Source organism: Massilia mucilaginosa, assembly GCF_011682145.1.
GTDB classification, from domain to species: domain Bacteria; phylum Pseudomonadota; class Gammaproteobacteria; order Burkholderiales; family Burkholderiaceae_D; genus Telluria_A; species Telluria_A mucilaginosa.
The window spans coordinates 37,372-50,689 of sequence record NZ_WHJH01000016.1 but is presented as its reverse complement, the minus strand read 5'-3'; the positions used below and the strand labels follow the sequence as shown (position 1 = coordinate 50,689).

13 protein-coding genes are annotated in these 13,318 nt (G+C 64.9%); 7 read left to right on the top strand and 6 right to left on the bottom strand.

What is annotated here, in order from left to right; translation table 11 throughout:
- Position 1: 1 nt before the first annotated feature.
- The 5 genes from F2P45_RS15265 to F2P45_RS15245 form a co-directional block, all read right to left on the bottom strand.
- On the bottom strand, positions 2-685 hold the full coding sequence (locus tag F2P45_RS15265) for a hypothetical protein (protein WP_166876528.1): 684 nt from the start codon (positions 683-685) through the stop codon (positions 2-4).
- 67 nt (positions 686-752) lie between these two features.
- Entirely contained in the window at positions 753-2,384 is a 1,632-nt protein-coding gene (locus F2P45_RS15260) for a YncE family protein (protein ID WP_187367175.1), read from the bottom strand.
- Between the two features lie 294 nt (positions 2,385-2,678).
- Entirely contained in the window at positions 2,679-4,097 is a 1,419-nt protein-coding gene (locus F2P45_RS15255; RefSeq protein ID WP_166876525.1) for a M16 family metallopeptidase, read from the bottom strand.
- A gap of 12 nt (positions 4,098-4,109) precedes the next feature.
- Positions 4,110-5,507 (bottom strand): M16 family metallopeptidase, encoded by a 1,398-nt coding sequence (locus F2P45_RS15250; RefSeq protein WP_166876522.1) that lies wholly within the window; start codon positions 5,505-5,507, stop codon positions 4,110-4,112.
- A 176-nt stretch (positions 5,508-5,683) separates the two neighbouring features.
- Positions 5,684-6,238: an FxDxF family PEP-CTERM protein gene (locus F2P45_RS15245; protein ID WP_166876520.1), complete on the bottom strand. Its 555-nt coding sequence runs from the start codon at positions 6,236-6,238 to the stop codon at positions 5,684-5,686.
- Positions 6,239-6,758: 520 nt separating this feature from the next.
- Between F2P45_RS15245 and F2P45_RS15240 the strand changes: the two genes are divergently transcribed.
- Positions 6,759-7,445, top strand: coding sequence for a methyl-accepting chemotaxis protein (locus F2P45_RS15240; protein WP_166876518.1), 687 nt, complete (start codon positions 6,759-6,761; stop codon positions 7,443-7,445).
- Positions 7,446-7,478: 33 nt separating this feature from the next.
- Here F2P45_RS15240 and F2P45_RS15235 read toward each other — a convergent pair whose 3' ends face one another.
- Entirely contained in the window at positions 7,479-8,774 is a 1,296-nt protein-coding gene (locus tag F2P45_RS15235; RefSeq protein WP_166876516.1) for a GMC family oxidoreductase N-terminal domain-containing protein, read from the bottom strand.
- Between the two features lie 199 nt (positions 8,775-8,973).
- Here F2P45_RS15235 and F2P45_RS15230 point away from each other — a divergent pair, with 199 nt between their 5' ends.
- From F2P45_RS15230 to secG, 6 genes are all read left to right on the top strand, one after another.
- Positions 8,974-9,180 carry a hypothetical protein gene (locus tag F2P45_RS15230; protein ID WP_166876514.1) on the top strand — a complete coding sequence of 69 codons (207 nt, stop codon included), beginning with the start codon at positions 8,974-8,976 and terminating at the stop codon, positions 9,178-9,180.
- A 72-nt stretch (positions 9,181-9,252) separates the two neighbouring features.
- Positions 9,253-10,005, top strand: coding sequence for a GIN domain-containing protein (locus F2P45_RS15225; protein ID WP_166876512.1), 753 nt, complete (start codon positions 9,253-9,255; stop codon positions 10,003-10,005).
- Positions 10,002-10,652 carry a tetratricopeptide repeat protein gene (locus tag F2P45_RS15220; protein WP_308613542.1) on the top strand — a complete coding sequence of 217 codons (651 nt, stop codon included), beginning with the start codon at positions 10,002-10,004 and terminating at the stop codon, positions 10,650-10,652. Before F2P45_RS15225 ends, F2P45_RS15220 begins: the two co-directional genes overlap by 4 nt.
- Before the next feature lie 230 nt (positions 10,653-10,882).
- On the top strand, positions 10,883-11,863 hold the full coding sequence (locus tag F2P45_RS15215; RefSeq protein ID WP_166876511.1) for an NAD(P)H-quinone oxidoreductase: 981 nt from the start codon (positions 10,883-10,885) through the stop codon (positions 11,861-11,863).
- Positions 11,864-11,946: 83 nt separating this feature from the next.
- Positions 11,947-12,693, top strand: a complete 747-nt coding sequence (gene tpiA, locus F2P45_RS15210) for a triose-phosphate isomerase (protein ID WP_166876509.1) — start codon at positions 11,947-11,949, stop codon at positions 12,691-12,693.
- Between the two features lie 36 nt (positions 12,694-12,729).
- On the top strand, positions 12,730-13,173 hold the full coding sequence (gene secG, locus F2P45_RS15205) for a preprotein translocase subunit SecG (RefSeq protein ID WP_166876507.1): 444 nt from the start codon (positions 12,730-12,732) through the stop codon (positions 13,171-13,173).
- Positions 13,174-13,318: the final 145 nt, after the last annotated feature.

Sequence of the window (13,318 nt, the reverse complement as noted above, 5' to 3'; positions counted from 1 at the left end):
TTTACCTGACAATCGTGACCGATACACTGATCGCCTTGTACCAGCCCTGGCCATTTTTGTTGATGCCGTTCATCCCGTGCATGCAGGAGTATGCGGGCCTTGTGGACGGGACCTCGTGGTTGTCCTGGTCCACGATGATCATCTCGCAACGTTGCGAGTTTCCGCGTGTGTACATGCGGGCGTCGTAGGTCTGGCCGGCCTTGGGCGTGAAAGTCGCGGTGACGGAACAGCCCGAATTGCCGCCCCACAGAACGTGCGAGGCTTCCATGGCGAAGGTGAATTCCTGCTCGGCTGCAATCTGCTTGCGCGGTATTTCATCGACATCGTCCATGGAAATGGCGCTGTTGATGACGTGGTTGGTGCGCGGGGCCCCGCATTCGTTATCTTCGAAAGCCACGGCTCTGCCGATGCGCATGCGTGGGGTGGGGGTTTCGTTTTCCATGTACATGACCAAGGTCGCGGTCGGCTTGCTTGGCGGCGGCACGTAGGTGCTACAGGCGGACAGGACCGCCAGCAGCAATGGCGCGATGAAAAGGCGGGGATTGGGCATGATGATCCGGACGGGCAGTGCGCCTTCGGGTGGTCGATAGGGCGGCATGAAATGAAAACCGCCGGCGCTTGCACGCCGGCGGACGGAATGATGTAGTTGCCTCGCATTATCTCTTACGTAGATAACCAATTGCAACTATTGCTCCTATAAACGTCGCTTGCCTGCCAATGTATACGCTTACATTGACAGGTGAAAATAGCGCTTACTTGAGCAGGATGGCCTGTTCCTTTTCGCTACCCAGCACATCCGACTTGCAGACCGCATACACGGTTTGCGAGGAAGTCGAACCGAGCGTGAGTGCCTTGCTGTGCTTCAGGCCGCCGGTTGCGGTGCTGATGGGGTCATACAGCGCGTCGTACGCATTGCCGGCGGACCAGGCTGCGCGGCACTTGGCCGGCTGGTTGGTGGTCAAGGCATACGTGGCGTTGTAGCCGCTCCTGGTCAGCGCGCCCAGGGTGATCGCCAGCGCCGGGGTTGCCGGTGGCGGCGTGGTCGGGGTGCCGGCGCCCGGGATGGTCTTGATGGCGCTCGCCGGAATCTCGATCAGGTAGGCGTCGACATCGGTGTCGCTGCCGGTGCCCCAGTTCGAATTGAAGATCACCTTGGTCAAGTCGCGGTTGACCGAGGCGTGCGGCTCGCTCCAGTAGCCATTGCTGGTCACGCGCGTAAAGCCCAGGTTGTAGGTGAGCGGATTGGCGGCCAGTTGAACCATGAACATCTTTCGGTGCAGCCATTGGCGCGCGCCGCTGTCGGCGTAGGTCGATACCAGCGCCCAGCCCGGCTTGTTGAAGCCTTTGCCGGACAGGTGCAGCGCGGTGGCGGAGCCGTTCACGTAGGTCGGGAACAGATTGGTGCGCACGCCGGTGCGCAGGTTGACCATGAACAGGTCGCCCGCGTTGGCCTGGTAGTCGACCGAGACGTACACATCGTCGCCGTTGGCGTCGATCGCCAGGTCCGAGTGCTCCGATTTCGGATGGATCTTGCGGCGGTTGCTCAGGTCGCGGTTGGCGACGACGGTAGCGCTGGCGCTGTCGCCGGAAATGACGCAGTAGTTGCCGCTCGGGCTCATGCTGACGTGATCCGGACGGTCGCCCCTGGTGTCGAGGGTGGCGAGGATGGTATTGGTGTCGCGGTCCCAGGTGAACACGCCCAGGCTGTTCCAGTTGGCATCATCGACCATGAAGCACCAGTAGCGGCCATCCTTCGACGGCGAGCCTTCCGACTTGGTCCAGGCCGCGTTGGCGCCCGGCCAGCGCGCTTTCAGGCGCGCCGCGAAGTCGCCCACCACGCGCGTCGCGCCGGTCGACACCGTCAGCTCGTTCAGGCGCATGCCCACGCCGTTGGTCGGCAGGTAGTACAGCTTGTCGGCGTTGGCCGGATGCCATTGCGGTTCGGCGTCGCCGGCCAGGCCGGGCAGGCGCTTGCTGAAGTTGAAGGTCCGGGCGTCGTAGGTCTGCCAGAAGCCGTTCAGCGCATAGGTCAGGTATTGCGAGCTGTCGGCGTTGAAGGCCTGGCGGCGCGAATAATCGTTGCGCGAAAAGCCGCTCACACCCTCGGCCGTGTGGTTGGTGGCGCGCACCAGGCAGGTGTTGTAGGCCGCTTCCTTGAGCGCCACGCCCTTGGCCGGACGGGCCGTGGTGGGAATGGCGTCGGTGTTGCGCGTGCTCGACAGTTTGAAGTCGGCCGGGTAGAAGCTGGCGCAGGCGGGGCTGAGCGCGCCCGGGGCCGGCGTGGTCTGGGCGGCAGCGCCTGTCGGCAGGCTCGTTAGCCCGGCGGCAAGACTGAGCGCCAGCACGCCGCGCGACGGCAGCGAGCAGAGCGAAAGTGCGTTCATTGGCATCCTTTGATTGAGGGATATGAAAAAACACGGTGTTTTCGCTCTTCGTATCCGGATTTCTAATAGCTTGATTTTAAAGAGGAAAACCCGGCGATGTTATCTGTGTAATATCAAAAGTTCAACTTAACTCATGGTGACTCATGTTCAAAAACCAGCGGCCTGGACTCTTGGCGGACGGCGTGCTGTCATCCGACAGGCAAAAAAACGCCGCCGGTGCTTGGGCACAGGCGGCGTTGGGGCCGGTCGGTGAAGCGGCGGCGCGCCCTGGCGGGCCGCGTGCCTGTTCCCGGCTTACTTTTGCTGGACGGTGAATTCGCCGTACTTTTTCAGCTGTTCGGCCACGGCGGCATTGTCGCCCACCACCACCACCGATTGCAGTTCCGGCGCAAAGTACTTCTTGCCCATCTCGCGCACTTGCTCCGGCGTGACTTTCTGGATCAGCGGCACGTACTGGCCGAGGAATTCCGGCGGCAGGCCGATCAGCCAGTTGCCGGCCAGGGTCCTGGCCACGGCGGCCTGCATCTGGTTGCTGATCAGGTAGCCGCCCGCCACGTAGCGCTTGTTCATGCTCATTTCCGCTTCCGGCACCAGCTCGGTGCCGATGCGCTTGTACTCGTGCAGGTATTCCTTGAGCGCGTCGCCGGTGACCTCGTTGCGCACATCGGCGCCGCCGACGATGCTGCCGCCGTTGCGGAAGATGCGCGCCCCGGCCGAGGCGCCGTAGGTGTAGCCTTTTTCTTCGCGCAGGTTGAGGTTCACGCGGCTGCTGAAACCGCCGCCGAGGATGGTGCTGGTCAGGCGCAGCGGCACGAAGTCGCTGGCGCTGGCGGCCATGCCGGGGCTGCCCAGGCGCATGGTCGACTGCACGCTGCCGTCGCGCTGGAGGATGATGCGCACCGGCTTGGCGGCCAGGCTGGCGCCCGGGGTATCGGGCAGGGCCGCGCCCTCGGCCTTCCAGTCGCCGAAAGCGGCCGTGGCCAGCTTGATGGCTTCGGCTTCGTCGATGCGGCCGGTGATCACCAGCAGACTGCGGTCGGGGCGGAAGCGCTTGGCGTGCTCGGCGCGCAGCAATTCCGGCGTGACCGCGCTGATCGATTCCACGCTCGGGCTGGTGTTGCCGTACGGGTGATCGCCGAAGACCGCCTTGTTCAGCGTGCGCTCGGCGCGGAAACCCGGGCTGGTCTCGGACACTTTCAGGCCTTCCAGCGCGTTGCCCTTGCCCAGCTCGACTTCCTGCGGCGGGAAGGCCGGCATGCGCGCCACTTCGGCCAGCAGTTGCAGCATCGGGCCGGCGTTCGAGGTCAGCGCATTGGCCGACACCACCACGCCGTCGTGGCTGGCGCCGGCGCCGACTTCGCCGCCCAGGCCCTGGGCCGTTTCGGCAATGGCGCGCGAGTCGCGCTTGGTGCTGCCTTCATTGAGCAGGCCCGCCATCAGGTTGGCGAAACCGGGCAGCTTGCGCTCGTCGGCGGCCAGGCCGGCGCCGCGCACGGCCAGCACGTAGTCCACGCGCGGCAGGCCCTGGCGCGGCACGACCCACACCTGCAGGCCGTTGGCCAGGGTTTTCTTGATGATCTTCGGCGCCGGGATCGGCTTGTCCTTGCCGTACGGCGGCAGCTTGTTGGCGGCCGGGGCCGGCGCGGCGGCGGCGGCGTGCGCGGCGCCGCTGAACAGCAGGGAAATACTCATTGCCAGCATCAGTTTTTTCATGGCGGGCTCTCCTTAGTTCTTCACGGGCGTTGGGGCGGCGGCGGGCGCGGCCACGGCGGCGGTCTTGGCGACCGGCTTGCGGTCGATCACGGTGCGGTTGGCGCGGGTCAGGTAGGTCTTCGCGACGCGCTGGATGTCTTCCGAGCTCACGCCTTCGATCCAGCCCGGAATCTTGTTGGCCACGTTGGCGTCGCCCCACAGGGTTTGCAGCTTGGCCAGGGTGTCGGCGCGGTCCATGAAGCTTTCCAGCGTGTTGTACCAGTTGGCCAGCATGCGCGTCTTGACGCGCTTGAGCGTGGCGGGATCGACCCCGCCGGCGGCCACTTTGGCGATTTCTTCATCGATGCCCTTGAGCACGGTGTCGGCGTTGCCGGTCGGCTTGTACAGCGCGAACACGGTGAACAAGGTCGGGCCGTCGAATTCCCACGGGCTGGTCAGCCCGTACAGGTTCTCGATGTTGAGCGCCACTTCGCGCCCCTTGACCAGGCCCTGGTACAGCACCGAGGCGTCGCCGCCGGCCAGCAGTTCGCCCAGCACCGCCATCGGCGCCAGATCCTTGCTGCCACGCGCCGGCATTTTCCAGCCGGCGGCAATGGCCGGCACCTGGGCCAGCGCGTCGCTTTGCTCGATGCGCTTTTCGGCGCTATTGAGCGGTTCGGAAAAATCGGTCGGCGGCGGGGTCGGGCGTGTCGGGATGGCGGCGAAGTATTTCTGCGCCAGCGCAAAACCCTGGGCCGGGGTCACGTCGCCGGAAATGGCCAGCACCGCATTGTTGGGGCCGTAGTAATCGCGGTGGAAATTGCGCACGTCGTCCAGGCTGGCGCCTTCCAGGTCTTCGAAGCTGCCGTAGCCGTCGTGATTGTTTTCCCACTTCTGGAACGCTTGCTGGTTGATGTCGATCCACATGAAGCCGCCGTACGGCTGGTTCTTCACGTTGACCCGGATTTCTTCCTTGACAACGTCCTGCTGGTTCTTCAGGGTTTTCTCGTTGAAGTCGAGCGTCTTCATGCGGTCCGCTTCGAGCCACAGGATCGACTCGATCGACGAGACCGGCGCCGTCTCTATATAGTTGGTGAAGTCGGGGCGGGTCGAGCCGTTGTTGCGTCCGCCGCCGCCGGTGATGGTCTTGTCGAACACGCCCTTCGGTGCGTTCGGCGTGCCCTGGAACATCAGGTGTTCGAACAGGTGGGCGAAGCCGGTGCGGTTTTTCGGTTCGAGCCGCATGCCGACGTGGTACACCACGCTCACGCCGACGGTGGGCGAGGTGTGGTCGGGCGAGACGATCACGGTCAGGCCGTTGTCGAGCTTCTTGACGTTGACGGGAACGTTCCAGCTGTCGCTGGCGGCCGCGACTGCGGACAGGGACAGGGACAGTCCGGCGATGAGAACGGGGAGTTGGCGCATGCGCATGAAAAACCTCACGATAAGTACCTGGGAAACCAGCTCGGCCGCAGGGGCGGAGCCGCTGCATGGCGGAGTATCTTAACGTACGTTGGTTTTTAAGCAAACATATGCATGTGAAAAAACCCCGCATAGCGACCCCGCGTCACTGGGACGCGAGGTTTTCCATGCAGGGCGCGTAAAGCTTACGCTGCCAGTGCGGCGGCTGCTGCCTTTTTGTTGCGGCGGCGAGCGGTGAAGCCCAGCAGGCCGAGGCCGGCGAGCATCATTGCGTAGGTTTCTGGCTCAGGTACTGGTGCCAGAGCGATGTTGGTCGAGTAGCGACCCACGGTGTTGCCCAGGATGCTGCCTTTTACTTGCAGCGTGTAGGTGCCGGCGTTCAGGCTCGAGGTCGACAGCGACCATTGGTCGGTTGCACCGGTCGACAGCAGGGTGCCGCCGAACAGGGAGCCGGTGCTGTCGATCAGGTTGAATTCGGTGATGTCCAGGCCGGTTTTAGCGCTGCCGGTAACCGAGAAAATGCCTGCGGCGAATTCGCCAGCCTGGGCCAGGGTAAAGCTGTAGTTGTCGATGAAGGTGTTGCCTTTGTTGCCACCAGCGAAGAAACCGTCGGCTTCAGCGAAGTTGTCGACGAATTCCAGAGTCGAGGTATTGATGATCTCGACAGCGGATGCCTGGCTCGATACGAGAGCGGCGGATGCCAGCGCGATGGCCGACAGGAAAACTTTAGATTTTTTCATCATATTGCACCTATTAAGTTGCCTTTTGTTAAGGCCGGATTGTGGCTTGGATCACGTATGTGTACGCGAGAGGGCAATCTAACATTGGCTTGTGACAGTGGTAAGGATGAGCCCGGTTCTTTACATCTCGTTGCAATTTTCTACAGAGAATGCTTAGTTGATATGGAAATACTATTACAAACCCAACTTCATAGTGAAGAGCTCGCTTGACGTCTGTTGCAGAGCACCATTTGTGTTCATATCATTTCTGTATGTAGTCCTAGTCCTACAAAGAGACGAGAAATTTTGGAAGTGCAGCTTTAAGTAAATCATAAGTTATTGTCCAATTGGTGGGCGTCAATACGATACTTGCGCATCATGTTGGGCTGTGGCGGACCGCTTTGGTGCTCGCTCTGTGTTGCATCGCGCCAATTTGGTGAAGCCGACGGCAAAAAGCCCGGTTGTGGCCTGGCACGGAACCTGCACTGGCTTCCTTTGTCCGGCTGGCGAAGTCGCCGCCGGCACTGAGAAGGAGAGCACCATGTTGGAAGATGCGAGCACCTTGGCCCGCCCGCGCGACGATGGATTTGCCGGGGTCAAGCTATCCGGCGACGTCTTTGGCGCACTGATCAACCTGTCCGGCCGGCGCCGCTTCACCTCGCAGCGGGTGGTGCTGTACGCGGTCCTGGCCTCGATGGGCCACCACGGCGCCGCCGGCACCGCGCGCGAGACCCTGGCGCAGTTCCGCGAAGCGCACCTGACCCTGGTCGAAGGCAAGGGCGGCTTGCCGGGCGTGTTCTGCGCCCAGCTGCGCGACGCCTATTTCGGCGTGCTGCAGGGCGACCGCGTGATCCGCGACTTCATCGCGCTGGCCGAATCGACCCTCGACGCCATCGTCGGCGAAGGGCGCGGCGCGCCCGCGCTGCTCGATGAACTGGTGCGCAGCGCCACGGCCCTGCTGAGCGTGCTCAACGGGCTGACCCTGGTGTATGAGGAACAATCGAAGCGCCACGCCCAGCTCCAGAAGCGCCAGTTGCAAGTGATGATGGGCGACATCAAGACCATCGCCAAGCAGGCGCGCATGGTCGCTTTCAATGCCCAGATCGTCGCCGCGCGCGCCGGCCAGGCCGGCAAGGAGTTCTCGGTGGTGGCCAGCTCCATGACCCTGATCACGGGCGAAATCGACGACCTGGTGCATGAAGCGCTGAACGGCGCGCTGGCCGCCTGAGCCGGTCGCTTGCCGAGCCGCTGAAACAGGGTCTCAGCGCGCCAGGCGCTGGCCCAGCCATTTGCCCAGGCAGAGCAGGGTCAGGGTCGGCGGCAAGCCCCACGGCCCCGGAATGACCGAGGCGTCGCACACATGCAGGCCGGCCGCGCCGGCTTGCAGACTGGCGTCGACGCCATCGCCGATGCGCACGCTACCGCCCGGATGCGCGGCGAAATGGTGGCTTTTGAAGACGTGCGTGGCGCCGCAAGCGGCCAGGATGGCGCGCGCCATCGCTTCGCCCTGGGCCAGCTTGTCGCGGTCGAGCCGGTGCAGCGTCTTGTCGACCCAGCGCGGCCCGACCGCGCCGCCAGCCTGGTCGGCAATCTTGACCATGACCGAGAGCGTGCGGCGGTGCGCGAACAGGCGGTCGAAGCGGCCGGCCTGCGCCGCGAAGGCCTGGTACATCGGCCTGGGCAAGGTCATGTCGGCCAGCGAGATGCCGGCCTGGTCCAGGCGCAGGCCGGCCGCCATCGGCACCTCGGCGCCACCGTCGAGCTCGTCCACCGTCCCCATCAGCGCCACCACCGGATCGCTGAACAGGCTGCTGGACCGGGCGCGCAAGCCGCTGGCGTGCAGCAGGCGCGGACTGCCGATGCCGCCGCCGGCCAGGATCACCAGCGGCGCCAGCGCCTGTTCAAGCTTGCCTCCCCGCATGTATTCAACCCCGGCCGCCTTGCCGTTCTGGACCAGCACGCGCGTGGCGCGGGCCTGGTCGAGCAGGATGGCGCCGTGGCTGCGGGCCTGGTCCAGAAGATCGCGCGCGCTCCACTTGGCCCCGAACGGACAGCCGTAGACGCAACGCCAGCAGCCGGTGCGGCACAGTTGCGGGCGGATCATCTTGTCGAGCTTGCGCCAGTCCAGGCCCAGCGCCAGGGCGCCTTGCATGATGCGGCGCGCCGCCGGGCCGACCAGCGCATCCGGAAGCGGGCCGATCGGCAGTTCGGCGCGCAGGGCCTGCAAGGCCGGCGCCAGGTCGATGCCGAACGCGCCGAAGCGGGCCAGGGGCGGATCGGCGGCGGTGGCGAAATTGATGCTGGAGCTGCCGCCGGCGTTGATGCCCTGCACCAGCAGCGAGGCGTCGCGGTGGATAAAGGCGCCCTTGCCGGGAATTGCGCCGATGCGCGCCATCTGGACCAGCGTGCCTTTGAGCGGGGCGGCGCTGCCCTGTTCCAGGATCAGCACGCGCAGGCCGCGGGCGGCCAGTTCGCGCGCCACGCTGGCGCCGCCCGGCCCGCTGCCGACGACAATCGCGTCGGGCGCGGGGGAGCTGGGGGAGGTGGTCGCTTGCATGGTGCACGAGTATCGGACGCCGTGACGGGCTCGTCAACTGGCACAAGTGAGTACAAGCGTGCGTGACGCCTCGTCGCGCATTTTTGCTGGACCAGGTGGCGAAAAATGCAGTTCATCGCAATCGGCTGGAGAGACGGGCGCCGTGTGGTTACAGTCACACCATACCGCCACGCCACCGAACCCACACGAGGAGCGCATCATGAACATCGCCAAACACATGGAAGCCATTTTTCTTGCCGTCGTCGCCGTCATCGGCGCCAGCACCTTCGCCACTGCGGGCGCGCCGGCGCCAGTCCAGCGCAGCGCGCCGCTGGCCGCCAGCGCCACGCTTGACGCCGCCATGCCGGTGGTCGTGGTCAGCGCGCGCCGCCTGAGCGCCGCCGCAAAAGCCCGCCTGCCGCAATAAGTGGAAAGCCGTCCGGCTTGCTGGTAATGTAGGCGCCAGCCAAGCCACAACAAACGATGCGAAAGATGCACCATGATTGAGTTTTTCCAAGCCGGCGCGCTGGCGGCGGCGCTCGCCCTTGCCCCGCTCGCCACGGCCGCCTCGGCCGACGACGGCACGACCGAAACCCGCACGGTCGACGCCAGCGCGCAGCGGGTCCGGGTCGACGGGGCGATCGACCTGCACCTGCGCCAGGGCGCCGTGCCCAGCCTGGTCGTCAAAGGCACCCGGCGCGCCCTGGGCAGCGTCACCACCGAGCAGCACGGCGACACCATCAGCATCGGCGGCGCCGCGCGCGGCAGCCGTGCGCGGGCCGAGCTGACGCTCCCGAGCCTGCGCGAAGTGTCGTCCGACGGCTTCGGTTCGACCGAGGTCAGCGGTTTCGCGGGCGACGAGCTCGACCTGTCGCTGGAAGGGGCCGGCTCGATGAAGGTCAGCTGCACCTACCGCGTCGTCAGCGCCAGCCTGGGCGGGGTAGGCAGCCTGGACTTGCAGGGCGTGGCCAGCGAGGGCGTCGAGCTGGAGCTGCGCGGGGCCGGATATGCCAGGCTGAGCGGGCGCGCCAAGTGGCTCAGGGCCAATCTGGGCGGGCTGGGCGGACTCGATGCGCAGCACTTCCAGACCGACAGCGTGAACCTCGACTTGAACGGGCTGGGCAACGCCACGGTGATGGCGCGCCAGAGCGCCAAGCTGAAGCTGAACGGGATGGGATCGGTGACGGTGTACGGCAAGCCGGGCAGCCGCAACGTCAGCGTCGAAGGTCTTGGCAAGGTCAGCTGGAAATGAGCGTCACGCACGCGCGCCAGGCCACCCGCGCCATGAACAAGTTCTTGTATGCGATGCTGCTCGCCGCCAGCCTGCACGGCAGTGCGCTCGCCGGCTTTACCGAAGGCGCCAACGCCTATAATGCGCGCGACTATGCGCGGGCGCTGAAAGAAGTCGCGCCGCTGGCCAGGGCCGGGCATGTCGACGCGCAGCATTTGCTCGGGCTCATGTATTACATGGGACGCGGGGTGGCGCGCGACTACAAGCAGGCCATGCTGTGGCACCGCAAGGCGGCCGAGCGGGGCAAGGCCGACGCGCAGTATGTGGTGGGGGCGATGTATTACACGGGCACCGCGGTGCCGCTCGATCACAAGGCGGCAATCGGATGGTTCCGCAAGGCCGCCGAGCAGGGCCATGCCGAGGCGCAGCATGCGCTGGGTTTGATGTACCGCTATCACGCGGCGGGCATGCCGCAGGATAAGGTGCTGGCGTATATGTTGTGGAACCTGGCGGCCGCCAGCGGCAACGCCAACGCCACCGGGCAGCGGGCGGCGATCGCCAGGCGCATGACGCAGGAGCAGATCGACGAGGCGCAGGCTTTGTCGCGCGCGTGGAAGCCGGGGACGCCGCTGCCGACGCAGTCGCGCAGTGGGGGCGGGGCGGGGTAGCCGTTGCTATTTCCGCGGCCGGTCGTTGCCGGATCGCGCGATGTGGGTCGCGAAACATACCTGTTTCGGGACCCCTTTTCTGAACTGCCGGCCTTGCTGGAAAGCGCATTGATGACGCTGTCCGCTTTAGCTACGTAAGGGTTGGTCATCGGGTCGCTGGCGGCGTCCTGCAAAACACGCATCCCCCACATCCCGTACAATCGCCTTTTGCCCCAAGCGAGCCCCATCCCATGCGTGCCATCGACATCAAACAGCCCGGTCCTCCCGATGTATTGCAACTGTGCGAGCGTCCCGTTCCTGACCTGAAAGCCGGCGAAGTGCTGATCCGCGTGCACGCGGCCGGCATCAACCGTCCCGACGTCTTGCAGCGCCTCGGTCATTACCCTGTCCCGCCGGGCGCGTCCGACCTGCCCGGCCTCGAAGTGGCCGGCGAGATCGTCGGCGGCGACCTGGCCGGCAGCACTTTCCACCAAGGCGACATGGTCTGCGCCCTGGTCCAGGGCGGCGGCTACGCCGAATACTGCGCCGCCCCGCTGCAGCAGTGCCTGCCGGTGCCAGCCGGCCTCTCGCCGCTCGAAGCGGCGTCCCTGCCCGAGAACTTCTTCACGGTCTGGAGCAATGTGTTCGAGCGCGCCCACCTGTCCGGCAACGAGACCTTGCTGGTGCAGGGCGGCACGTCCGGCATCGGGGTGAGCGCGATCCAGCTCGCCGCCGCCCTCGGCCACCGCGTGTTCGCCACCGCCGGCAGCGCCGACAAGTGCCGCGCCACCGAGTCGCTCGGCGCCGAACGCGGCATCGACTACAAAACCGAGGATTTCGTCGCGGTCGTCAAGTCGCTCACCGACAACAAGGGCGTCGACGTGATCCTCGACATGGTCGGCGGCGACTACATTCCACGCGAAATCGATTGCCTGGCCGACGATGGCCGCATCGCCCTGATCGCGCTGCTGGGCGGCGCCAGGGCGAATATCGACCTCGGCCAGGTGCTGCGGCGCCGCCTGACCATTTCCGGCTCGACCCTGCGTCCGCGCCCGGTCGCCTTCAAGGGCGCGATCGCCGCCAGGTTGCGCGACAAGGTCTGGCCGCTGATTGAAGAAGGCAAGATTCGCCCGGTGATTTTCAAGACTTTTCCGCTCGAACAGGCTGCCCAGGCGCACGCCCTGATGGAGAGTTCTACCCATATCGGGAAGATCATGTTGCAAGTGCTGTGATCGGCTGGCAACTGACCCCGGCCTTTGTTTGACCGACATCGGATCGGGGGTTAAAATAGCGGGTTAATTAAATCTGGGCTACTATGCGTCGCAAACTCGTCGTAGGAAATTGGAAGATGAACGGCAACCGTGCCGCGAATGCGAGCCTGTTGGCCGGCATCGTCGCTGGCGTCAATGCCTCTGAAGCCTCTTGTGCCGTCTGTGCGCCGGCCCCCTATCTGGCCCAGTGCCAGGATGCCCTGGCCGGCAGCCCGGTCGCCTGGGGTGCCCAGGATGTCTCGGCCCAGCCGGGCGGCGCCTTCACCGGCGAAGTCGCGGCCTCCATGCTGGCCGATTTCGCCTGCGCCTACGTCATCGTCGGCCACTCCGAGCGGCGCGCCTACCATGGCGAAAACAGCGAGCTGGTGGCCAAAAAAGCCGTCGCCGTGCTCGACGCGGGCATGACCCCGATCGTGTGTGTCGGCGAAACGCTGGCCGAACGCGAGGCCGGCCAGACCGTGGCCGTGGTAGCGAGCCAGCTCGGCGCCGTACTCGACCTGGTGGGCGAGCGCGTGGCGCAGATCGTCGTCGCCTACGAACCGGTGTGGGCCATCGGCACCGGCAAGACCGCCACGCCGGCCATGGCCCAGGAAGTCCACGCCCAGCTGCGCGCGCAGCTGATGGCAAAGAATGCAGTAGCGGCCGAGACAGTGCAGATTTTGTACGGCGGCAGCATGAAGCCCGATAACGCCCTTGAATTGATGGCCCAGCCAGATATCGACGGCGGTCTGATCGGCGGGGCGGCATTGAAGGCGGCGGATTTCCTCGCCATTCTTCACGCGGCCAATTGAACTATTATTGTTGTTAAACTTGGAATGGAATAAGCAATGAACACGTTGTTCAATCTGGTAGTTGTTGTACAGGTTCTTTCCGCTCTGGCGATTATCGGCCTGGTATTGCTGCAGCATGGCAAGGGCGCCGATATGGGTGCGGCCTTCGGTTCCGGTGCTTCCGGCAGCCTGTTCGGCGCCACCGGCTCGTCGAACTTCATGTCGAAGTCGACCGGCGTTGCCGCCGCGGTGTTCTTCGGCGCCACCCTGGGCCTGGCGTATTTTGCCAAGGGCCAGACCGGCGTCAACAGCGGCGGCCTGATGGATCGCGCCGCCGTGACCGCCCCGGCCCCGGTGACCGGTTCGGCCGCCATCCCGACCGCCGCGCCAGTGGTCACGCCAGCAGTGCCTGCGCCAGCACCGGCGCCCGCCGCGCCAGCGGCTGATGCGGCTGCCCCGGCAACTGTTCCTGCAACGCCTGCTAATCAGCTGCCAAAGTAATCGTTTTCTGTTAGAATACTGCCCGCGCACAGAGTATTAGTGCAGGCAGTAAGGCTGTATATTGGCCGGTATCAAATAGATGTAAAGTTTTTCTGTTTTATCCTTGTTTTCGCGCAATTTTGCATTGAATACTGTGATGTAACAA